The sequence below is a fragment of the Streptomyces sp. NBC_00090 genome (assembly GCF_045160815.1).
Taxonomy (GTDB): domain Bacteria; phylum Actinomycetota; class Actinomycetes; order Streptomycetales; family Streptomycetaceae; genus Streptomyces.
Genome location: NZ_CP108224.1, coordinates 116,952 through 138,879, shown reverse-complemented (window position 1 = coordinate 138,879; position 21,928 = coordinate 116,952). Strand labels below are relative to the sequence as shown.

Annotated in this window: 23 protein-coding genes; 8 read left to right on the top strand and 15 right to left on the bottom strand. The window is 71.3% G+C overall.

Translation table 11 applies throughout. The annotated features are described in order from the left end of the window. Nucleotides 1-33 precede the first annotated feature (33 nt). The 9 genes from OG361_RS00640 to OG361_RS00600 form a co-directional block, all read right to left on the bottom strand. Entirely contained in the window at nt 34-2,325 is a 2,292-nt protein-coding gene (locus tag OG361_RS00640; RefSeq protein WP_405851277.1) for an ADP-ribosyltransferase domain-containing protein, read from the bottom strand. A gap of 219 nt (nt 2,326-2,544) precedes the next feature. Beyond that, nucleotides 2,545-3,183: an endonuclease gene (locus OG361_RS00635; protein ID WP_405851276.1), complete on the bottom strand. Its 639-nt coding sequence runs from the start codon at nt 3,181-3,183 to the stop codon at nt 2,545-2,547. 157 nt (nt 3,184-3,340) lie between these two features. Beyond that, nucleotides 3,341-4,387, bottom strand: a complete 1,047-nt coding sequence (locus OG361_RS00630; protein ID WP_405851275.1) for an iron-containing redox enzyme family protein — start codon at nt 4,385-4,387, stop codon at nt 3,341-3,343. Continuing rightward, nucleotides 4,384-4,863 carry a CDGSH iron-sulfur domain-containing protein gene (locus tag OG361_RS00625; RefSeq protein WP_405851274.1) on the bottom strand — a complete coding sequence of 160 codons (480 nt, stop codon included), beginning with the start codon at nt 4,861-4,863 and terminating at the stop codon, nt 4,384-4,386. The genes OG361_RS00630 and OG361_RS00625 overlap by 4 nt, the downstream gene beginning before the upstream one ends. Nucleotides 4,864-4,939: 76 nt before the next feature. After that, nucleotides 4,940-5,164: a hypothetical protein gene (locus OG361_RS00620; protein ID WP_405851273.1), complete on the bottom strand. Its 225-nt coding sequence runs from the start codon at nt 5,162-5,164 to the stop codon at nt 4,940-4,942. 119 nt (nt 5,165-5,283) lie between these two features. Further along, nucleotides 5,284-5,514 (bottom strand): hypothetical protein, encoded by a 231-nt coding sequence (locus tag OG361_RS00615; protein WP_405851272.1) that lies wholly within the window; start codon nt 5,512-5,514, stop codon nt 5,284-5,286. Nucleotides 5,515-5,560: 46 nt separating this feature from the next. Further along, nucleotides 5,561-6,070 carry a hemerythrin domain-containing protein gene (locus OG361_RS00610; protein WP_405851271.1) on the bottom strand — a complete coding sequence of 170 codons (510 nt, stop codon included), beginning with the start codon at nt 6,068-6,070 and terminating at the stop codon, nt 5,561-5,563. Nucleotides 6,071-6,245: 175 nt separating this feature from the next. Then, nucleotides 6,246-8,129: a transketolase gene (locus OG361_RS00605; RefSeq protein WP_405851270.1), complete on the bottom strand. Its 1,884-nt coding sequence runs from the start codon at nt 8,127-8,129 to the stop codon at nt 6,246-6,248. 73 nt (nt 8,130-8,202) lie between these two features. Continuing rightward, a complete protein-coding gene (locus tag OG361_RS00600; RefSeq protein ID WP_405851269.1) occupies nt 8,203-8,556 on the bottom strand; it encodes a helix-turn-helix transcriptional regulator in 354 nt (117 codons plus the stop codon). A gap of 59 nt (nt 8,557-8,615) precedes the next feature. Between OG361_RS00600 and OG361_RS00595 the strand changes: the two genes are divergently transcribed. Beyond that, the gene (locus OG361_RS00595; protein ID WP_405851268.1) at nt 8,616-9,077 is read left to right on the top strand and encodes an STAS domain-containing protein; all 462 of its coding nucleotides are present in this window, start codon (nt 8,616-8,618) and stop codon (nt 9,075-9,077) included. A gap of 74 nt (nt 9,078-9,151) precedes the next feature. Here OG361_RS00595 and OG361_RS00590 read toward each other — a convergent pair whose 3' ends face one another. The 3 genes from OG361_RS00590 to OG361_RS00580 form a co-directional block, all read right to left on the bottom strand. Beyond that, a complete protein-coding gene (locus OG361_RS00590) occupies nt 9,152-9,448 on the bottom strand; it encodes a hypothetical protein (protein WP_405851267.1) in 297 nt (98 codons plus the stop codon). A 239-nt stretch (nt 9,449-9,687) separates the two neighbouring features. Next, nucleotides 9,688-10,218, bottom strand: a complete 531-nt coding sequence (locus tag OG361_RS00585) for a DUF2231 domain-containing protein (RefSeq protein ID WP_405851265.1) — start codon at nt 10,216-10,218, stop codon at nt 9,688-9,690. Nucleotides 10,219-10,377: 159 nt separating this feature from the next. Next, nucleotides 10,378-10,701, bottom strand: a complete 324-nt coding sequence (locus OG361_RS00580; RefSeq protein ID WP_405851264.1) for a plasmid stabilization protein — start codon at nt 10,699-10,701, stop codon at nt 10,378-10,380. A gap of 391 nt (nt 10,702-11,092) precedes the next feature. Between OG361_RS00580 and OG361_RS00575 the strand changes: the two genes are divergently transcribed. Further along, nucleotides 11,093-12,049: an NmrA/HSCARG family protein gene (locus tag OG361_RS00575; protein ID WP_405851263.1), complete on the top strand. Its 957-nt coding sequence runs from the start codon at nt 11,093-11,095 to the stop codon at nt 12,047-12,049. Between the two features lie 92 nt (nt 12,050-12,141). Here the strand turns inward: OG361_RS00575 and OG361_RS00570 are convergent, their stop codons facing one another. Next, nucleotides 12,142-13,302 carry a S1 family peptidase gene (locus OG361_RS00570; protein WP_405851262.1) on the bottom strand — a complete coding sequence of 387 codons (1,161 nt, stop codon included), beginning with the start codon at nt 13,300-13,302 and terminating at the stop codon, nt 12,142-12,144. Between the two features lie 322 nt (nt 13,303-13,624). Here OG361_RS00570 and OG361_RS00565 point away from each other — a divergent pair, with 322 nt between their 5' ends. After that, nucleotides 13,625-14,716 (top strand): zinc-binding dehydrogenase, encoded by a 1,092-nt coding sequence (locus OG361_RS00565; RefSeq protein WP_405851261.1) that lies wholly within the window; start codon nt 13,625-13,627, stop codon nt 14,714-14,716. A 14-nt stretch (nt 14,717-14,730) separates the two neighbouring features. Here the strand turns inward: OG361_RS00565 and OG361_RS00560 are convergent, their stop codons facing one another. Beyond that, nucleotides 14,731-15,459, bottom strand: coding sequence for a GntR family transcriptional regulator (locus OG361_RS00560; protein ID WP_405851260.1), 729 nt, complete (start codon nt 15,457-15,459; stop codon nt 14,731-14,733). Nucleotides 15,460-15,627: 168 nt separating this feature from the next. Here OG361_RS00560 and OG361_RS00555 point away from each other — a divergent pair, with 168 nt between their 5' ends. From OG361_RS00555 to OG361_RS00535, 5 genes are all read left to right on the top strand, one after another. Then, a complete protein-coding gene (locus OG361_RS00555) occupies nt 15,628-17,715 on the top strand; it encodes an alkaline phosphatase D family protein (RefSeq protein ID WP_405851259.1) in 2,088 nt (695 codons plus the stop codon). 294 nt (nt 17,716-18,009) lie between these two features. Next, nucleotides 18,010-18,915: a phosphate/phosphite/phosphonate ABC transporter substrate-binding protein gene (locus OG361_RS00550; RefSeq protein WP_405851258.1), complete on the top strand. Its 906-nt coding sequence runs from the start codon at nt 18,010-18,012 to the stop codon at nt 18,913-18,915. Next, the gene (locus OG361_RS00545) at nt 18,915-19,628 is read left to right on the top strand and encodes a phosphonate ABC transporter ATP-binding protein (protein WP_405851257.1); all 714 of its coding nucleotides are present in this window, start codon (nt 18,915-18,917) and stop codon (nt 19,626-19,628) included. Before OG361_RS00550 ends, OG361_RS00545 begins: the two co-directional genes overlap by 1 nt. Continuing rightward, nucleotides 19,625-20,446, top strand: a complete 822-nt coding sequence (phnE, locus tag OG361_RS00540; RefSeq protein ID WP_405851256.1) for a phosphonate ABC transporter, permease protein PhnE — start codon at nt 19,625-19,627, stop codon at nt 20,444-20,446. The genes OG361_RS00545 and phnE overlap by 4 nt, the downstream gene beginning before the upstream one ends. A gap of 22 nt (nt 20,447-20,468) precedes the next feature. Beyond that, on the top strand, nt 20,469-21,122 hold the full coding sequence (locus tag OG361_RS00535; RefSeq protein WP_405851255.1) for a phosphonatase-like hydrolase: 654 nt from the start codon (nt 20,469-20,471) through the stop codon (nt 21,120-21,122). 280 nt (nt 21,123-21,402) lie between these two features. On the opposite strand, the gene OG361_RS00530 is transcribed toward OG361_RS00535, so the two are convergent. Next, nucleotides 21,403-21,909 (bottom strand): dihydrofolate reductase, encoded by a 507-nt coding sequence (locus tag OG361_RS00530; RefSeq protein ID WP_405851254.1) that lies wholly within the window; start codon nt 21,907-21,909, stop codon nt 21,403-21,405. Between the last annotated feature and the right edge of the window lie 19 nt (nt 21,910-21,928).

Below are 21,928 nucleotides of genomic sequence, written 5' to 3'. Positions count from 1 at the left end.
CGTCAAGGCCTCCGCGCACAACGTGGCCGGAGCCTAGGACACCATCCCCTGCCCCTCCAGCTCGGTCAGCCGCACCGTGCACAGCCCCCCACGCTCTGCCGTCACCTCCGTCACCTTCAACTGCGTGCCCGGCGCGAGGAGGTACTCCTCCTCGCCCGTGAAGGCGGAGAACCGCCGGATACCCACCGCGCGCGCCGGCGTCACCTCGAACAGGGTCCGCTTGCCTCGGCTCCCGAGGAACGCCCGAGCCACGCTCAGCTCGGACGTGCACGACGACACACCCCACCACGTCACCGTCCGCCCCAGCGGATACTGGGACCGCAGGTCCAGCCCCACACCACGCCACAACGGCCGCGTCTGCGCCGGCAACCCCGCCACCGCGGAGAACAGCAGCCGCAGGTACGGCAGGTACGGCACCAGCCGCTCCCGGTCGGGGGAGCGCAGCACGGCGTTGATCTCGCGGTAGAACGCCGACTCGCACGTGTACAGGTACAGCGCCGAGATCGCGTCGGCGGACAGCCCGTCCCCGTACGGACCGCCCCCGGCCTCCGCCTCCGCGACCTTGGTCTCCGCGAACCGACTCGACCGCTCGATGAACCGATCCAGGTTCGCGAGCACCCGCGACACCGGCTCGACCGCCTTCCGGAAGTCCATCACCGGCGTGTCGAACACCCCGGTGATCGGCGGCAGGACGAGTCCCTCGTCCTTGACGCTCGTGAGCCGCTCCAGATACAGCTGGTGCAGCTCCATCGTCGACGCGATGAACGCCCCCATGCGCTCCGCGACACCGCCACCGTCCGCCCCGCCGGCCCCGGCCGTGCTCCGGTCCCAGCCCTTCCGGGGCAACCAGTCGATCGGCTCGGTCCCCACCGCCGCCAGTGCGTCGTTCACCTGGGCGAAGTGGTCCCCCTCGCAGAAGATGTCCCCCTGCGCCGCCGGATTCGCGTGATCCAGGTGCCGGACCTCGACCCCCGGGTACTTCTTCTCAAGCCGCTGGACGACCCGCTTCAGGCTCCGGGCGTGCGCGCCCCACCAGGCGAACACCACACCCCGGTCCTCCTCGTCGGCGTGCTGCTTCGCCCGGAGGATCTCCTCGACGATCTGCTCGGCCACGGGCCGCCAGAACGACGTGTGCCGATCGGTGGGCATCGCCCCGTCCGCACTCGCCGTGAGGGACGCGTTCAGCAGGAGCACACCCTGCGTGAGCATCGCCTGGAACCACTCCGGCGGCTGAACCGTGTCCTCCTTCTTCAACAAGGCCCGGACGTCCGCGATCGGCGTCTTCTTGGCGATGCCGTACTTCCACATCGCGGCCGCCTTGATGAGGCAGCGAATGCTGACCACCCGACCGAACTGGCTGTCCTCCCAGTCGTGGAAGGTGTTGTCGAACATCGCGATGCCGGTCGCGCTCTCCGCCCGCGGATACGGGTTCTGTCCGAAGGCGACCACCTTCCACTTGTGCGGCGGGTGCGGCTTCAAAGCCTGGAACGTCAACTCACGTACAGGAACGACCTCCGGACTCCGCTTCGGACCGATGAAGTCCGCGGCGCCGGGCTGCGCCTCGATCACCGGACCCAACAACGGCAGCCACGGCTCACCGCCACCGGCGAACAGCTCGGCCAGCCCCAACCCGTCCCCGGCCTGCGGAACGCTCGCCTCGGCGACGAGGGGAGCCTGCACCGGCACGTTGATCCGCACCCGGTGCGCCGACCCCGCGCCCTCGATGTCGTCGAGCTGCCCCAACACCGCGGCCCGCAACTCGTCGTAGTCCGCGAACCCGTGATCGTGGAACAGGGTGTAACCCGTCCACATCAGATTGGCGCACACCTCCGCGGGCACCCGCCCCGTCCGCGCGCCCATCCCGACGAGCGCCACCGACCGGATGCTGCCGGGCTTCGCCCGGTTCTGCAGATGCACCGCCTGGAACGCGGCCGCGCACGCCAGCGCCACGTTCATGGTCTCGCTGATGTTCTGCGAGGACTGCCGCATGGTCGGCGTCGAGATCAGATACCGCGGCACGGCCGCCCCGGACGGCACACACACCGCGCTGCCCACGGGCAGACTCCCGGCGAACCGGTCACGGATCGCCCGCCGCACCCGCGCCTGGATACCCGCACCCAGGTGCCGCTTGACGACGGCGTCGACGCCGCCGTCCATCCGGCCCCGCGCATTGGTCGGGGACACCCAGGCATCGACGTCCACATCGAGAAGAGAGCCTTGCCGGATCTCGACCGCGGGCGTGTCCGCGAAGGCGGAACGCCAGGCCGCCACCACCTCGTCGTTGACATCGACCAGAACAACCTTCAACGCACGCTCGACACCCACGAACCCACCCCTCTCGTACAAGCTCTCGAACGTTCCCGAAGCTACAGCGCCCCACTGACAACGCCGCCGTCCCAACCCGACGGCCAACTGCGGGTCGTTCGGCCCCGTCCCCGTCCCCGTCCCCGCGGCCGTGGCCGTGGCCGCGCAGGCCCCCGGTCACGAAAGGACCCCCCCCCGGCCACGACAAGCCCCCCGGCCCTCCGGACGCCTGACGCCGCCTCAGGCGGCTCGCAGCCCCTCCGCCGCGTTCCCGGACAGGCTGACGCGTACGAGGGCGGCCGCCAGCCGGGCCAGGTCCTTCGCGGGGACGTGCCGGGCGAGCCCGGCCGGTGTGCGGGGGAGTCCGAGCCCGGCCGCGGCGGTGCGGGAGCGCTCGTCGAAGTACGGGCGCAACTCCGGCCACACGGCCTGGGCTTCACGGCAGAAGATGTCCGCGCCCACCGGCCCGATCCGGGGTACCTCCCGCAGCAGCTCGTGCAGCTTTCCCGTGTCGCCCCCGGCCTGTTCGCGGAGTTTCCGCAGGTCGCCGTGGAAGCGGTCGAGGAGCAGCTCGGCGCCGTCACCGAGTGCGGTCGCGGTGCTCTCGTCGTACCGGACGTAGTGGGCCCGCCCGAGGGCGTCCACACGCTGCTGCCAGGTGGAGTCCGCCATGGCCCGGGGCGTCCGCAGTCCCGACGCGAACAGCTCGCGGGCGGCAGCGGTTGCCGTCGCGGACCTGATCCGGATCGAGCACAGGACCGTGAGGACCAGCAGTTGGTACAGGGGGGCGGGTTTGTCGCGGAGGGTGATGCCGGCTTCGTCGGCATAGGTCCGGCCGTGCTCTCGCAGCAGCCTGGTCACCGTCTCGGCCGTATCCATCGGAGCGCTCCTTTCGGCTACCGTCCCGTTCGCCGCGTCGTGCGAGCTCTCGTCACGGTCGAGTACGCGGACGCCGGGCCCCCGGGGGTTCGACGTCGACGTGGCGGTTCCTGCCTGCGCGAGGCCCTGGCCGGGGAGGACGAGATGGCGAGGTTCGTCAGCGGTCGACACCGGCCACCGGCAAGGGCACCTCGCCGTGCGAGGGCGTGCGCAGTGCGCTCCCGCCCCGTGACCAGGCGTCCACCACTCCGCCGCCCATCCGGTCCTCCAGGAGACAGGTCGCGGCGATGCCGAAGGCGACGTCGGGCGCGAGGGCAGGCTCGTCGTCGAGGAGGCCGCCCACGACCTCCCGGCGCACCACCTGCTCGTGTACCGCGTCGGCCTCGACGTGTTCGTCGTAGTACCGCTCCGCGGCCGGTCCGGCCCCGACCCTGCGCATGGCCGCGGCGAGGCGGGAGGCGGCGGGCGGCGACGTCGTCTCCAGGACGGCGAAGTGCCCCACGAGCGCCCCGCGCGACCTCCGGTGCAGGGCGAACAGGGACATGAGGTTCGAGGCCGCCAGCGTCTCGGCCCCGGCCGCGTCCACGTACCGCCCGTACGACGGATCGAGCCCCAGATCGGCCATGAGGTCCGCGTAGAGCCGCGCGTGCATCCGCTCCGCCCGCCCGCAGCCGTACTCGTCGTACTCGATCGCCACCATGGCCGCCTTGGCGCGGCCCCGCAGCCGGGGGACCACCCACAGGTGCGGATCCGCCTCGTGGAGCTGGGTCACGGAGCGCAGCGCCGCGTACTCCCGCAGGTGCCACAGCTCTCCCTTCGACATGAGGAAGTGGGAGGCGCCGGTTCCGTCGACCGGCTCCACGAGCAGGGCCGCGAGCCCCTCCTCCACGTCCGGGCAGTGTCGGCAGTCGTGCCGCAGCGCGCTCTCGAAACGGTGCTCCAGAAGCGCCCGGACCCTGAGCAGGTCGGGGTCCCATTCGAGGGTGTCGGGGACCTGCGCGAAGCCCTGGTAGTGCAGCTCGTAGCAGAGGTGCAGGGCCAGCTGCAGATCGTCTCCGTACGGGGCACAGCGCGCGATCGCGGATTCCCCGGGCAGTTGCCGCGGGCCACCACCGAGCAGCCGGGTCCTGACGGCATGGGACACGTCGCCGCGGGCCTCCGGGACGACGGGCGACGCCGTGACGGCCGGGTGGAGCACGGTCATGACGGATCGACCTCCTCGGTGGTGCCGGCCGCGGGTTCCCCCTCAGGTCCGGGTTCCTCCTCAGGTCCGAGGCCATCCTCCCGTCCGAGGTCATCCTCCGGTCCGGGATCCGGCTCCGGTCCGGGTTCCGGCGCGCGCGACGCGCCCGCGGGTGCCGCGGCACGGAGGCCGCGGCGCAGGCGCGGGCGGTGGCTCGTGTCGCAGAACGGCGCGCGGAGGGTCCTCCGGCACGTGCAGAGGGCCATCAGGGGGCGCTCGCAGAGGATCACCGACCCGTCGGGCATGACGATCTCCGCGGGCCCCTCGACGAGGAGCGGGCCTCCGGGCAGGGGCCGGATCCGGAGCGGTGCCGCTCGGGAACGGGCGAGCGCCGATCCACCCAGGTCACCACCCTCTCCGTCCGGTCGCCGGATCCCCGCGGAGGCCGTGTCCTCCGCCCTCACCTCCGGGGCGTGCCCGTCCGGGCGGGCGGGCATCACACACCACCGATCGGCTCGGGGCGGCCCGGGTTCACGTGACCACCGGGCTCCCTTCGCGGTCCCCACACGCGGATCACGACGAACTCCTCCGTGCGCCCTCCCGGGGCGAGGAGTCCCGTACAAAGGGCGGTGGGCAGGTGTAGATCTCGATCTGCGCGTTGAAGAACTCGGCCTGTACCTGGGCGCCGAGCTCACGGGTGGCGCGCCGGATGACCTCCGGCGCTCCGTTGGCCGGGGCCCGAGTCACGCGGTCGACGAGTACGAACTCTTCCTCGGCACCCATCGTCAGGATCGTCATCGCAGGCTCCTCGCTTCGGCAGGCGAGTACCCGGTGCGGGCCCTTCCATGCGCTGCGGGACCCGGGCACGTCGACCGTCACGTCTCGACCGCTGAGGGACCCGAGCACGTCAACGACCGTCACGTCTCGACAGGCGGGCTCTCCTGCCCGCGGTACGTACGTGTCTGCTCCTCCCGGCCGATGCCCGGGCGCTGACGCTTGGCGGAGTGACCGTGGGCGCTCTCCGGGTCCGCGTCGCCCGGGCGGACCGGCACGGGCTCCTCCGCTTCCTGGTCGCCTCCGCCGCCCGCGGCGTGTGACGGAGCGGTACGGTCCTCCTGGCCACGACGCCGTCGCTCACGTTCTCCCATGGCGATCTCCATCCACTCCGGCCTCGGACAGCCCCCGGCGAGGGCTTCACCCGCCCGACCCGTGCACCATCCCGCGCACGTGCTCCAAGCTGCCGCAGTCCGAGGCGAGTTGCTTGGCGCGCTCCTCCAGGAACGCCACGCCCAGCTCCGCCCTTCGCTCGTCGGGAACGTTCTCCCTGGCACCGTTGAGGATCGTCCGCTCCTCCTCGTCCACGTGGTGGGAGACCGCTTCGACGAGTTTCTCCAGCCGTTCGTCCCACTTCTCGGAACCGACGTCGCCCACTTCGAGCAGTGCCAGCAGTGCCTTGTTTCCCTCGGCGTGTTCCTCGGCGCCGTGCTCCACTTCCTCGTCGTCGACGCCTCTGAAGCGTTTGAGTGCTCCGTAGACCTCGGCCTCCTCGGCCTCGCCGTGTGCGATGAGCAGCGCCGAGAATTCCCGCAACGCGGCGGCGCGGTCGTCCTCTACGCTCCGCAGCCGGCGGAACAGGTCCTCCATGCTGCGGTGGTCCCTGAGAATCACCGCGACGACGTCCCGATCTTCCTTGTTACCGGACATCACAGCCGTCCTCCTCGTTCGTCAGCACAGGGTCAGCGGTCCGGACGCCGGACGCTCGCATCATCGTCCTTCTCGTCGAGAGCCGGGTGGAACGTCACGAGGTGTCGAGTACCCGCACGCATATCGGGCAATCACCCGTTTTCGGTCGCGGTCCGGTCCGGTGGAACGTGGCGGTCTAACGGGCCGCCGCGGCGACGAGCGCGCGGGCGGCCCGGGCGATGTGCGTGCGGGAGATGCCGGCCGCGTCGAGGAGTTCGTCGGTCGTGCCGGATCCTGGCAGCCCGGTGACGGCGAGGTGGGCGAAGGAGGGGTGCTCCTCGCCCTCGGCGAGTGCGGCGAGGACGGCTTCGCCGATGCCGCCTTCGGGGTGGTGGTCCTCGACGACGACGAGGGCACCGGTCTCCCGGCCGGCGCGAGCGAGGGTGTCGGCGTCGATCGGTTTGACGGAGTACAGGTCGATGACGCGGGCCCGCACGCCCTGGTCGGCCAGCTGGTCGGCGGCGGCGAGGCACTCGTGGAGGGTGACTCCGGCTCCGATCAGGGTGACGTGGTCGTTCTCCCCGTGGCGGAGGGTCTTGGACCCTCCCACGGGGAAGGTCTCGCCGTCGGCGTAGAGCACCGGGTAGGCCCCGCGGGTGGCGCGCAGGTACGAGATGCCCGGTACGTCGGCCATCGCCGCCGTCAGCGCGGCCGCCGACGTGGCGTCGCTGGGGTAGAGGACCGTGGAGCCGAGAACGGCACGCATCATGGCGAGGTCCTCGACGCCCATCTGGGAGGGGCCGTCAGCGCCGATCTCGACACCGCAGTGGGTACCGCACAGGGCGATGGTGACCTGCGAGACGGCGGCCATGCGGATGAAGTCGTGGGCACGGGTGAGGAAGGCGGCGAAGGTGGTGGCGTAGGGGCGGAACCCGCGTACCGCCATGCCGACCGCGTCCGCGACCATCTGCTGCTCGGCGATGTACGTCTGGAAGTACCGCTCGGGGTGGGCCTTGCCGAACTCCTCGGCGTGGGTCGAGTTGCCGACCTCGGCGTCCAGGGCGACGACGTCGGGGCGGGCGCCGAGGACTGCCAGCGCTCGGCCGAAGGCGACCCGGGTGGCCACGTCTTCCCCCACGTCGAAGCGGGGCAGTTCCACGGTCCCGGGCGGCAGCGGTGTGCGGACGGACGGGACGGTGGGCGGCTTCGGGCCGCGCGCTCTGAGGTCGTGGTCGCCGGAGAGTTCGGCGACCGCGCGCTCGGCGATGTCCTTCGGCAGCGGTTTGCCGTGCCAGCCTTCCTGGTCGGCCACCTCCGCCACACCGCGGCCCTTGACGGTCCTGGCGACGATGACGGTGGGTGCCTCTCCGTCGGCGGCCGTGGTCATGGCCTGATCGATCGCTTCGAGGTCGTGGCCGTCGATCACGATCGCCCGGCATCCGAAGGCCTCGACACGGCGGGCGTAGGCGTCGGTGTCCCACCCCAGCTCTGTCGGCCCGCTCTGTCCGAGACGGTTCACATCGATCAGGGCCGTGAAGTTCGCCAGGCGGCGGTGGCCCGCCTTGTCGAGGGCTTCCCACACGGACCCCTCGGCGGTCTCGCTGTCGCCGCACAGCACCCACACCCGATAGGGCAGCTTCTCCAGATCCCGGCCGGCCAGCGCGATGCCGACGCCGTAGCCGACGCCCTGCCCGAGGGAGCCGGTCGCCACGTCCACCCAGGGGAGCACGGGGGTGGGGTGACCCTGCAGGCGGTGGCCGAAGCGGCGGTACGTCGTCATCAGCTCGTCGTCACCGATCGCGCCCGCGGCCTTGAACATCGCGTACAGGAGGGGCGACGCGTGCCCCTTGGAGAAGATCAGGTGGTCGGCGGCGGGGTTGTCGGGGGCGTCCCACTCGTAGCGCAGGTGACGGGCCATGAGGACGGCCATGAGGTCGGCCGCCGACAGACTGGAAGTGGGATGCCCGGACCCCGCCGCGGTGCTGGCACGTATGGAGTCGGCCCGCAACTGCTGGGCGAGCCCGAAGACCTCCTGCAGATCGCTGGCGGGGCCGACGTCGGTGATGGTCCGCGCTGTCATGAGCGAATTCCCTTCTCCTGGGGCCGTGAGACGACTTGTACCCTCGGCGCCGCGCGTATGCCCGGGCCCTGCGTCAGCCTCGACCGTGGCGGCCGCCGCCGGCCGACGCCGCGGCGCCGTCGTCCGCGGGTTCGGTGAAGAGGTCGAGAAGGCCGGCGATCTCGTGGTCGGCCTCCGCGGGGTGGCGGAACTGGGCACTGGGGGCGATGGAGTAGCGGTTGCGGCGTCCGTCCGCCGCACGGCTGCGCGTCAGGTACCCGGCTTCTTCGAGGTCCGTGACGATGGCCTGGACGGTTCGCTCGGTCACCCCGCAGATGGTCGCCATGTCCCGGAGGCGTACGCCTGGATCGCGGGCGATGGCGAGAAGGACGCGGGCGTGGTTCGTCAGGAACGTCCAGTCCGATGCCCGGTTGGATGCTTCTCCCATAAGGTCACTATGCCCATTTCGGGCAGCGGAAGCGATCATAGGATGCGAATTTCAGGTAAATGTTGACGTGTAAGTCTTATCGGCGGAAAATCAAGCCGTTGGGTCTGTTCGATTCGATTCGTCCGATCGGTTCGTCCGAGGGAGGCGAGGTCGTGACTTCCGTAGCAGCGGCTGTGGCGCCTGTCCGCACACGGCACCATGGGGCGGCCCTGAGCGTGCACGTGACATCCGTCCGGTCGGGGACGCGTGTCCAAGTCGAGGGGGAGATCGATCTCGACACCGCGACGGATCTCGGTCAGGTGCTTGTCGAGGCTGTGGACGCGACCGACGGCACCGTCGCCGTGGACCTCTCCCGAGTCGTCTTCTGCGACTGCTCGGGGCTGAACGCCCTTCTGCGGGCTCGGCGCCATGCACGGGCCAGGGGCCGGAGACTGGCTGTCGTCGGCACCAGCCGCCAGGTCCGGCGCCTCCTGGCGATGACGGGAGCGGACGCCCTTCTGATCGAGGAGCCGGGAGCCTGACACCGCGGTCGTGTGCTGTCTCCTGTCACCGCCTGTTCCTCGCGCCTTCCCTTCGGGTCGCCGCGTGACCCCGCCTACGCCTCCCGCACGACTGAGGGGTGGTTCGCGAGGCGGTCGTCCCGCACGGGCGGGCCGACGACGGCCAGCGGGACTCCCCGGAGGCCGCAGAGGCGGCGGGCGCGGGCGAGGACACTGAGGGAGGCCGGTGACGGGTCCATGGTGGGCAGCTGGACCCGTACGCGGCCGTACGGCCGGTGGGTGAACAGGAGCATCTCGATCTCCAGCGTGGCCGCGGCGCGGCTGGATATGTCGAGGTCGCGACGGATCTCCAGGTGGAGGACGCCGTCCTCGACGTTGTGCCCGATCAGCATGACGCCTCCCGTACTCGCAGGCCGCCCCCCGGCCGGAGAAGGGCTCCGTCGGGAGCGCTGCGGAGGGCGGGAAGAGAATCATCTCCTGAATGGGAGGAATCGACTAGTTCAGGAAATACGCGAGGAAGTGATGCGGTAGGTGGACGGCCGGGGGAGACGGGCGAGGTGGGCGGCGGCGTACGGGCTCGGGGCGGGCGGATCGGGGCCTGCCCCGGCGTACTGCGTGGCGGCCAAGGGGCCTACTGCGGGGCGGGAGGCTCGGCCTGCGGCTCGGCCTGCGGTGAGACGTCGGCGAGCGCTCGCGAGTAGGCCACGTGCCCGCCCAGCGCGCCGCTCACGGCAACCGCCGTCAGGCCGGCGAAGGACCATCTGCGGCCCTTGGCCGCCTCGCCCCCCATCCTCGCGCCCAGGGACGTCACGTAGCAGGCGATCACGGCGATGTTCGACACCGCGTGCGCCAGCCCGACCCGGGCCTGTTCCGGGGGCAGGTCCGCCCAGTCGACCCAGCCGGCAAGGGCCGCGGGGGCCGCGCCGGCCAGACCCACGGCCGTGAGCGTCGTGGCGGCCGGCTGTCCCCCGGGAACGACGTCGAGCACGCCGGCCGAGAGGAAGCAGCCGACCGGGACCTGCACCAGTACGGGATGCAGAGGGTGCCCCAAGGGCTTACCCCGCAGGAGGTCGCGCGCTCCGCCCAGCGGAAGGGCCCCGACGGCACGCTGGAGCACTCGGACCGCGGGATCCGCGAGCGTGGCCTGTTCGATGCGTCCCACGGCTTTCAGCCACCCCGCGGACGCCGTGTCGAGGACCGCAGCCGGGCCCGCTCGCGCGGACCTGGTTCCTGCGGTCGTGGCGGTGTGGCCGGCGGTGCTTCCGGCGGTGCTCATAACGGTCGCCTACCCAGGATGTCGACGCCTGTCGGCGTTCACGGATCAGTGTCCGAGGGCGCGCTTGAGTTCGGACTTGTCCATCTTGGAGCGGCCCTCGATGTTCCGCTGCTTCGCCTCGTTGTACAGCTGCTCCTTCGTGGGGCCCTGCGAACCGCTGTGGGAACGCTGCCCACCGCGTCGGGAGGACGAGATGTCCTGGATGGAGGAACGGCTCGCGGTCTTCGACTCCCCGGCGCGGGCGCGTTCCTTGTTGACGGTGCGCGCGGCGATCTCCTCGGCGCGTTTCGTGCTCTCGCCGCGCTGCTTCGCGCTCTCCTTGATGTGCTCGTACTGCCGTTCACGTTTCGGGCTGGAACCACGAGGCATGGTGACTCCTCGACTCGTGTGCGGTGCTGAAGGTGTGAGGACGAATCCGTCGGATCCGTACTGCGCCTGCCCGGCCGGGAGCGGCTTATGCGGAGCGGATCGCCCCGACCGATCGCCCCGACCGATCGCGCCGATGCGGTCCCGGCTCGGGGTACTCGCTCCGGAGCGGCGGGACCTGTCGAGCAACGGTCGGTACCGCACGTGGGGACGGCGACGATACGGCGCATATCGACCGGCGCCGAGGGCAGGGGCATGAGGGGACGGGATGCGGGAAGGAGGCCTCTACGCGATCGTGATCCGGACGAACGATTCCGGACCGCGAGAATCAGGAACGTTCGCTGGTCGAACTACGGAAGCCGGATCGGCGGGCGGCTGCGAGGCGAATCGAGTCATGGTCGAGAAGAAGATCATCACGGTGATCGGGGCGACCGGCCGGCAGGGCGGCAGCCTGGTCCGAGCCGTCCTGGCCGATCAGGAGGAAGAATTCGCGGTACGTGCCGTCACCCGCCACCCCGACGGGGACCCCGCTCAGGAACTGAAGCGCCTCGGCATCACGGACATCGTCGCGGCGGACATGGACGATCCGCCCAGTCTCGGCCCGGCCTTCGAGCACGCGTACGGGGCCTATCTGGTCACTCCCTTCTGGGAGCACATGTCCGCCGAGCGGGAGAAGAAACAGGCCCTGGCCCTCGCCCGGGCCTGTTCCCATGCCGGGGTCCAGCACGCGATCTGGTCCACGCTGGAGGACACGCGCGCGTGCATCCCGCTGGACGACGACCGGATGCCGACGCTCCAGGAGCGCTACAAGGTGCCGCACTTCGACGGCAAGGCGGAGGCCGACCGGTACTTCATCGATGAAGGCGTACCGACGACCTACCTGCGCACCACCTTCTACTGGGAGAACCTGTTCAGCGACTTCGCCCCGCAGCGTGGCGAGGACGGCGCCCTCCAGCTCGTCTTCCCGATGGGTGACCACAAGCTCTCCGGCATCGCCGTCGCGGACATCGGCAGGACCGCGCTGGCCGTCTTCCGCCGTGGCACCGACTTCATCGCCGCCACGGTCAGCATCGCCGGCGAACACCTCAAGGTCGCCGACATGGCCACCGCGGTAGGGGAAGCGCTCGGCGAGCCGGTCCGGTACAGGCCGCTGACACCGGACGAGTTCCGCGCCCAGGGATTTCCCGGCGCCGACGAGGCGGGGAACATGTTCCAGTACTACGCCGACTGCGAGGAGCGCTTCGTCGCGGCCCGCGACCTCGCCGCCGTACGCGACCTCGATCCGGACTTGCAGTCCTTCGCCGCCTGGCTCGCCGCGCACCGCGACCGGCTGCGCACCGCTTGTCCCTGACCTGGTCGGAAGCGGGTCCCTCCGGGCGGCCCGTGCGGCCGTGCCCGGAAGGACCCGCTCGTCGTGGCCTGCGAGGGCAGGCGGTTGCAGTGTCAGGCGGTGTGCAGTGTCAGGCCGTAGCGGCCGAGGATCTCGTTGATGGGCTGGAACCACGTCTGGCCGCCGGAGGAGCAGTTGCCCCAGCCGCCCGAGGTGACGCCCTGCGCCTGGTCACCGCTGAGGAACGATCCGCCGGAGTCTCCGCCCTCGGCGCAGACGCTGGTCTTCGTCATCTGGTGAACGGCGCCCTGGCTGTAGTTGACGGTCTCGTTCTTGGCGAGGACCGTGCCGCAGTGCCAGTGGGTCGTGGAACCCGACCGGCAGATCGACGCGCCCACGGGCGCTTCGCCGGAGCCGCGTACCAGCTGGTCCGGGATGGTTCCCCAGCCGAGCACCACCGGCACGGTCCACCAGCCGCTGTGGATGCCGACGTACGCGTAGTCGTCGCCGGGGAACGAGGAGCCCTGGAAGGTGCCCATCGCGGACCCGTCCCAGCCGCGCACCGCGGCCCCCGCCCGTCCGCAGTGACCTGCCGTCACGAAGCCGCCGTGCACGGAGAAGCCGATCGAACAGCGGACGTTGCCGGTGTAGTACGGGTCGCCGCCGACGGTGCCCGCGGCGTACGTGCGGGGTGCCTCGGCCGTCTCCGCGACGGTGACGGCGACGGGGCCGTTGGAGCGGGCCTTCTCGACGAACTCCCGTACGGCGGGAGCGTTCCGCTCGGCTCGTACGACAGTGACGACGAGACTGTTGGCCCGCGGGTCGACGTGCCAGCTCGCCACACCGGCGGGCGCGCGGAGCGTGTCCAGGCGGGCCTTGGCCCGGTCCAGCGTGGCGGCGCTGTGCCGGACCAGCCGGCTGTCGGCGCCCAGCGCCCGTACCGCGGCCTCCTCGGCACGGTCGGTCACGGCGACGACGAGCCGGCCGGTGCCCGGCTCGAACCACGACCCGCCGTAGGCGCCGCCCACAGCCTGCCGGGCGGCCTTGTCCGCGGCCGACGCGGCCTTCTCGGCGCGCAGCCGTTCCTCGGCCTGAGAGGCGGTGAGCCCGAGGTCGCGCCGCATGGCGTCGAGGAGTCCGGCCGACGCGGGCGGGGCGGTGGCGGCCGGGTCCGGGAGAGGGGCGGCGTTCGCCGCGCCTGCGTGGGCGGCACCCAGACCGACCGTCAGGAGCAGGGCGGCGACGGCGGCGCGCAGGGGGGTGGTGCGTTTCACGAGACCTCCTGGTGGGGGGAGTCGAACGCTTGAGAGCGCTCTCAATGAGCGACGTCATGCTAGCGATTCGAACTTGGCAGGTCCATACCAAAATCTGACCGCTGGTCACGCGGCTCCAGCGGCGGCCCGCGGCCACCGCCCGCCTCCGACGCCGTCAAGTGCCTGTGCGGAGATCAGCTCCGCCGCGAACGTCGCCGAGCCGAACAGTAGGGAAACATGTCACTACGAGAACTCGATCATCGTGGGGTAAGTGCCGCTTTGTGCGGGAATGGGTGGGAAAACTTGTCAATACATTTGCTTGCTCGGCGGTCGACCGCGTGGCATGTTGGCAGGCGTGACACCTCTGACACTTCCTCAAGACCCTGTCCTCAGCCGTTGCGCGCGGTGGGAGGGGGTGGGGCGGCCCTTCTCTGTCGTAGCCGTCCGCACACCCCGTACACCCGGCCCCGGAGAGGTCCTGGTGCGCGTCGATCTCGCGACGGTGTGCGGCAGCGACCTGCACACCGTCGGCGGCCGACGGCCCTCCCCGGTGCCCGCCCTGCTCGGCCACGAACAGGTGGGAACCGTGGTCGGCGTCGGGGACGGGGGTCCGCGCTGCGTGGACGGGGCGCCCGTGGTGACCGGCATGCGGGTCGTGTGGTCGGTCACCGCCTCCTGCCGCTCGTGCGACCGGTGCCGGGACGGCATGCCCCAGAAGTGCCGGGGGCTGCGGAAGTACGGGCACGAGCCGTGGGACGAGCGGGCGCCGCTGACCGGGGGCTTCGCGACGCACTGCGTGCTGTTGCCCGGTACGGACGTCGTCGCCGTTCCCGACGACGTCCCCGACGTCGTGGCAAGCCCGGCCTCGTGCGCCACCGCGACAGTCGCCGCCGCGCTGAGGGCGGCGGGACCGCTCGCAGGACGTCAGGTCCTGGTCGCCGGCGCGGGCATGCTGGGCGTGACCGCCGTGGCGATGGCCCGGGAGGCCGGCGCTCACGTCATCGCCGTGGACCCCGAGCCGGCCAGGCGGGAACAGGCCCTGCGGTTCGGCGCGTCGGAGGTGAGGGACACCGGGGCGGAGCCCCGGGACATCGATGTGGCGCTGGAGTTGTCGGGTCGGCCCGAGGGGGTCGGGGCCTGCCTGGACTCGCTCGCGGTGGGCGGCACCGCGGTGCTCGCGGGCTCGGTGTCACCGGGGGACCCGGTCCCGCTCGACGCCGAGCGGGTGGTCCGCGGTCTCCACACGGTCGTCGGTGTCCACAACTACCGCGCGGAGGACCTCCGGAAGGCGGTGGACTTCCTCTCCGCCCACCACCGCGACTACCCGTTCGCCGAACTCGTCGGCGGGTCCTACTCCCTGGACGCTCTGGACGAGGCCGTGGCCGCCGCCCGGCTTGCCGTCGAGCCGCGGCAGGCGATCGTCCCGTCGCTGTGACGCGCCTTGGCCCGTCACAGCATGACGGTGCGTGAACTCCGCGTGTTGGTCACCGTCACGGTGGCGACGTCGGGGCGGTAGCGGTCGTCCGACCATTCGATCGGAACCCCGGCGGAGTCGGTGGTGAGGCGCCGTTCCCGCAGGAGCGGGGAGCCCTCGGGCACCTCCAGGAGGCGCGCGTCGGTGGCGTCGGCCGCGACCGCGTCGAAGGTGTGGCGGGCGGAGTGGAGATCCACGCCCTGCTCCGTGAGCACCGCGTAGATCGAACCCGCGTCGAGGTCGGCGTCGAAGAGGAGGCGGCCGACGGACGCCGTGTAGGTCATGCGCTCCAGCATGGCGGGGCGGCCGTCGAGGAGCCGCAGGCGCAGCAGTTGGACGGCGAGGTCGTCCTGGTCGACCTGGAGGGCGGCGGCGACCTCCGACTCGGGCCGGCGGAGCGCGATCTCCTGGAGGCGCTGCCCCGGGGCGTACCCGGTCAGTTCGGCGCGTCGGGTGAAGGAGAGGAACGACTCGAAGGGCTGGGCCGGTACGGCGTCGAGCACGACCGCGCGCTTGCCCTGACCACCGCCGATCAGCCCCTCCTCCCGCAGGGCGGCCAGGGCCTGTCGTACGGGGCCGCGCGACGCGGAGAACTCCTCGCACAGCTGCGACTCGGAGGGAAGCGGCTCACCGACACGGAGCTCTCCGCGTCGGATGCGCTGTCGCAGTGCGCTCGCGATGGTTGTGTGCAGCGGTGTCGCCATGAACTTGACCTTACTAGGTCGGCGTCTTGAGCTCAGCGGCACTCGCTCCGAGGTGAACATCAGATGGCTTGTAAATACAAGTTGTTGTATTCGGTGGACCTCCTCTGCCAGCGTTCCTCCCGGACCCGTCCCGGCGCATCACGGTGCGCCCCTCCGAGAGGACTGAAGATGACCGCGAAGGGCTTCGAGAGAAGGCTGCTGCTGGCAGGTGGCGTCGCCTCCGCCCTGGCCGTGGCCGCCCCCGCCACCGCGACGGCGGCGACGGCGACGGCAAGCGCACCCGGCGAGGACGGCCCGCCCCGTGCCGCCGTGCTGGAGTACGCCGATCAGTGGACCAGGGCCACGGGCCTGGCCGAGCTCCTGCGACGGGCCGGCTTCACCGTCGTTCCCCTGGATCTCACCAGGCCGGCCACGGACCAGCCCGAGGCGGTCGACCTGATCGCCTTCGGCAGCTTCACGAACAACGACTCCCGCTACACCACTTACGTGTCCGCCCAGGCCGAGTCGCTGCGCGTCTTCGCCGAGGGCGGCGGCGTCGTCCTGGATCTGGCGCAGTCCGACCAGCTCGGGGCGGCGGTGACGTATCTGCCCGATTCCCTGGGCGCTGTGCGCACCGACGCCGACTACGACACGATCCACCCCGTCGCCGTCGGCCACCCTCTCGTCGCGGGACTGCGCACCAGCGACGGCCGGCTGTTCACCGGTCGCGGTTCCGCGATCCGGGTCAGCTGGGAGACCCTGGGGGAGTGGCGCTCCATGCGCGTCCTGATGGCCTGCGCGGCCCACGGCTACCCGCCCGCGCTGCTGGAGGGCGCGCACGGGCGCGGCAGGTTCCTGGTCGGCAGCCTGACCGTCGACAAGTGCTTCGACGCCACCGGCGCACCGATCCAGCCGGAGGCCGCGGTGGCGGACAGCGTCGCCTTCTTCGAGGCGCTCGCCCACTATGTGGCCCTCGTGCGGGAGGGGACCGCGCCTCCCGTGACGCCGACGCCCATGCCGCCCGATCCGGCGACCGGCCCGCTCGTCGGTCACGTCGACTTCAGCACCGCCCGTGTCTGGGCCCGGCCCGGCCTCGACCCCACGCTGCACACCCGCTGGGTGTGCACGTTCCGGAGGGAGCGGGGCGCGGCGCGCTCCGTCGAGACCTCGCTCTCCACGGCGAACGACAACACGCTCCTCTTCGACCTGCGCGGCCTGCGCCCGGACACCCTGTACGAGCTCTCCATCGCGCCCCGGGATCCCGCCACCGGCTTCACCCCGCTGACCGGTTCCTTCACCACGGCGCCCGCCCCGGGCAAGCCCGCGGTCGTCACGATGGGGCTCGGCTCCTGTGCCCCGTCGACGCCGAGCCACGTGTGGACGCGGATCATGGACGAGGGCTGCGACAGCTTCGTGATGCTCGGCGACACCCCCTACCTCGACACCTCCGACCTGGTGGTGGCCCGCCGCAAGCACCGGACGTTCCTGCAGCAGCCCGAGCTGGCGCGGCTGATCTCGTCGCGCCCGGTGTGGGCCACCTGGGACGACCACGACTTCGGCGGTAATGACAAGCACGGGGACTACCCGGGCAAGCGAAACAACCGCACCGCGTTCGTGGACTACCGGGCCAACGCCACCTTCGGGCACGACGCCGCCGGCAGGAGCCTCACCACTCGAGAGGACGGCCTCGGTGTCTACACGTCGTTCCGTCGCGGCCCGATCGAGATCTTCCTCCTCGATCCGCGCTGGTTCAGCCGTACGGAGTCCAGCTGGGCCGACCCCACCCGGGCCGGCTGTCTGGGGCGGGTGCAGTGGGACTGGCTGCGAGAGCGGCTGCTGCGGAGCTCGGCGCCCTTCAAGGCCCTGGCCAGCGGCATGATCTGGGACGACAAGCAGAACGGGGAGTCGGACGACTGGGCCACGTACGCCCACGAGAAGGAGGCCCTGCTCGACTTCATCGCCGAGGAGCGCATTCCCGGTTGCTTCCTCATCGGCGGCGACATCCACGTCTCCCGGGCCCTCAACTACGGGCCGCGCGTCGGTTACGACCTGTGGCAGTTCATCGTCAGCCCCTTGCACGACAGCACGATCCCCAGCCTGAACGTGCCGAGCCCGCACCTCGTGCACAGCGCGGTGGAGCCCCATGTGTTCCTGAAGCTGGTGGCCGACACCACCGTCGCGATACCGACGCTCACCGCGACCTGGATCAACCGTGACGGACGACGCCTCTTCGAGGTGCGCCGCACGGCCGCCGAGCTCGGCCACCCGCCGGCCTGACCCCACCCCGTCATGGCGGGCGGAACCCCGCCATGACCTGTGGAACCCCCGCCACGGCGTGCGGAACCCCGCCATGACCTGCGGAACCTCGCCATGACCTGTGGGACTCCGCAGTGGGCTGTATGGGACTCCGTCCGCCATGGGCGGGTCCAAAGTGAACAGCCGATGACTTGTAGATACATGATCTTGACCCGGGTCGGCCAGCAGTGTCACCTTTCTCGTGGCCGGCCCGGCGAGATCTCCGCCGCATCACCGCCCCTCCCCTGTACCGCTTACCCCCATTCGGAGTTCATCGTGTCCGTCCGTCGTCTCGCCCTCGCCGGCTCACTCGTCGCGGCCCTTGCCCTGACCGCCTGCGGAGGTGGCGGCTCCTCCGAGGTGGAGTCCGCGACCTGCCCCAACGGCAAGATCCGGTTCGGGGTCGAGCCCTTCGAAGACCCCGCGCGCCTCACTCCCGCCGCGAAGGTCCTCGCCGACTCCCTCGGCGAGAAGCTGAACTGTCCTGTCGAGCTGACCGTCACCGAGGACTACTCCGCCGAAGTCCTCGCCATGCAGAACCGCAAGCTCGACATAGGCATCTTCGGCCCTCTCGGCTACGTCTTCGCGGAGAAGCGCGCCGGCGCCGAGGCGGTGGCCTCGTTCGGCGACGCGAACGGAAAGCTGTCCAGCTACACGGCCGGCATCTGGGTGGCCAAGGACTCTCCCGTCACCTCCATAGAACAGCTCAAGGGTCGCACGCTTGCCCTCGGTTCTCCCGGTTCCACCTCCGGCGACGCCCTGCCGCGCAAGGCCCTCATGGACGCCGGCCTGGCGAAGGACGACATCAAGATCAACTACGCCGGCGGCCACCCCGAGGCCCTGCTCGCCCTGAAGAACGGCGCGGTCGACGCCGCCGAGATCAACTCCCAGCAGCTGGGGAGCGCCACCGATGCGGGCACGTTCGACCCGGACAAGTTCCGGAGAGTGTGGAGCTCGGACCCGATCCCCAACGATCCGATCACCGTCCGGGGCGATCACTCCCCGGAGTTCAAGAAGGCCGTACGCGACGCGCTGCTGGAGCTCCCGCCGGCCAAGATCGCGGAGATCGGCGCGCTGCTCGACGTCAGCCCGCCCGGACCCCTGGTGCCCGTCGACAAGTCCACGTACCAGCCCCTCTTCGATCTCGCCGAGACGCTGAAGCTCTCCGAGAAGGACGTCTGATGCTCGCCCTGTCCGGTATCACCGTGCAGTACGGCGAGCGACGCGTCCTGCACGGTGTGGACCTCGCCGTCGCCCGCGGCGAACTCCTCACCGTTCTCGGCGCCAACGGCTGCGGCAAGTCCACCCTGCTCCGCGCCGCCGCCCGTCTGGAACCGATGGAATCCGGCCACGTCACCGTGGACGGCAAGCCCGCGGGCCCCCTCGACATCGCCATGATCTTCCAGCACGTCCATCTCGTCCGCCGTCGCACCGTCCTGGACAACGTGTGCGCCGGCGGCCTCGGCCGCCTCTCGCTCCGGCAGTCGCTCCTTCCCGCCCTGTTCCCCCGTGAGCTGCGAGAGGAGGCCATGGCGTGCCTCGACCGCGTCGGCCTGGCCGACCGCGCCCACGACCGGGCGGGCAGCCTCTCCGGAGGCCAGCAGCAGCGCGTGGCCGTCGCCCGGGCCATGTGCCAGCGGCCCCGTGTCCTGCTCGCCGACGAGCCGGTGTCCGCGCTCGACCCCGCGGCGTCCGAGCAGGTCCTCGCCCTGCTCGCCGAGCTCGCGCACGTCGAGCAGCTCGCCGTCCTCGCGGTACTGCACCAGCCCTCGCTCGCTGCCCGCCACGCCGACCGGGTCGTGGGCCTGCGCGAGGGACGGGTCGTCCTCGACGGGCACCCTCAGCAGAACGTCGACGTCCTGTACCAGCCGATGGTCGCGGAGGCCGTGTCATGACCCTCGTCCACGACGGCGTACGCCGCCTCCCCGTCCCCCCGAAGCCGCGCCGCCCCCGCAGGGACGCGATCGTCACGGCCGTCACCGCCGTGGTGGTGATCGCGCACGTGATCGCCTGGAACACCACCGAAGTGTCGTTCGGCGCGCTCGTCGAAGGATGGCGCGGCATGGCCGACTTCCTCGCCGAGGCATTCCCTCCCGACCTGTCGTGGGAGGTTCTCGAACCCAGCCTGTCCGGCGCGCTCGTCACCCTGTGGATCGGCCTGCTCGGCACGACGCTGTCCATCCCGTTCTCGCTGGTGCTCGCCCTGCTCGCGGCGCGCGGCACCTCGCCCTCCGGCTCGGCCTACCAGGGGGCGCGGTCCGTGCTCTCGTTCCTGCGGGCCGTACCCGACGTGGTGTTCGCGCTGATCTTCGTCACGGCCGTCGGTCTCGGGCCGTTCCCCGGCGTGCTGGCGCTCGTCTGCCACAACGTAGGGGTGATGGGCAAGCTCTGGGCCGAGGCCCTGGAGGACGCCGACCCCGGGCCTTCGCAGGTGCTGCGCTCGGCCGGCGCGGGCCGGATCCAGATCGCCGCGCACGCCCTGCTGCCGACGGTGACGCCTCAGCTCGCCGGCCTGCTGTTGTACCGGTTCGACGTCAACGTCCGCTCATCGCTCGTGCTCGGCCTGGTCGGCGCCGGCGGTATCGGATTCCTCATCAACCAGTCGATCCGGCTCTTCAAGTTCGACGAGATGCTCACCCACATCCTCGTGGTCGTCGTCCTGATCGTGGCCGTCGATCGCCTGTCCGCGACCGTCCGCAAGCGTCTCTCCTGACCCCGTCTCCGAAGGAACACCCATGATCACCCTGGCCGTACTCGACATCGCCGGAACCACGGTGGACGAGAAGAACGCCGTCTACGACGTGCTCGCCGCCGTGGTCGAGGATCACGGCACTCCCGTGGACGACGCGGCCCTGCGCCGCTGGATGGGCGCCGACAAGCGCGAGGCGCTCGCGGCTCTCACCGGTGACCCGGACGCCGTGGAGGACCTGCACACCGCTTTCGTCAGCCGCCTGCACGACGCGTACGCCATGATCCGCCCCGCGCCGCTGCCCGGCGTCCCCGAGGCACTCGCCGCGCTCCGCGCCGCGGGCGTCCGCGTCGCCCTCACCACCGGCTTCGACCGTCAGGTCACCGACCCTCTGCTCGCCGCCCTCGACTGGCACGTCGGCGACCAACTCGACGCAGTCGTCTGCGCCTCCGAGGTCGCCGCCGGGCGGCCTCATCCGCACATGATCCACCGCGCCATGGAGATCGTGGGGGTCACCGACCCCGCTGAGGTGCTGGTCGCGGGCGACACCGCGCTGGACATCCGCGCGGGCCGGGCGGCCCGGGCCGGAGTGGTCGCGGGAGTCCTCACCGGCGCCCAGTCGTGCGAGGAACTCACCGCCGAGCGGCCCACGCACGTCCTCGACGGAGTCGCCGACATCCCGGCCCTCCTGCGGGGGTGACGCCGACCGGGCCGGCGCGGTTCCGCGGCCGCGGCGCCGGGGAGGGTGGCGTAGACCTGGACGCCTTCCCGCCCCGGCGGCTGCCGCCGTCGGTGACGCAGACGGCGAGGAACGTCGACGACGTTGCCGCGCATGCTCCACAGGACCTTCTCGTGGAGGCGGTTGACCATCGAGGTCGGCGTCGACGGCACCCGGTCCGCCCCGTACGACGCACGACCGGGGCGCCGCGGCTGAAAACGTCGTCGGAGCCGTAGAGGGTCGTGGAGGGCCGGACCGCCGGTCAGGGCCGGATGTATCGGCGGATGCGGTAGCGCAGTTCCGTCGTGGAGCGCTGCCAGCCGGTGTCCTCGACGGTCTGCCACGTCGGATCGAGTGCGGGGGCGTAGGTGTCGCCGGTCACCGACGTGTCGACCTCCGTCACCGAGAGTGTCCTGGCGTACGGCAGGGCGGCACGGTAGATCTCACCACCGCCGATCACCCAGGCAGTGGCCGCGCCGGTCGGCCCCGGCGACTCGGCCGCCAGTTCCAGCGCCGTGTCGATGGACCCGGCGCGCTCCGCGCCCTCGGACGCCCAGTGCGGATCGCGGGTCACCACGATGTTGCGTCGCCCGGGCAGCGGACGGAAACGCGCGGGCAGCGAGTCCCAGGTCTTGCGCCCCATGATCACGGGCCGGCCGAGGGTGGTCGCCTTGAAGTGCGCCATGTCCTCGGGAAGGCGCCACGGAATCGCGTTGCCCGAGCCGATCACGCCCTCGGGGGTCTGCGCCCAGATCAGCCCGATGCTCACACCATCGTTCATACCGCTG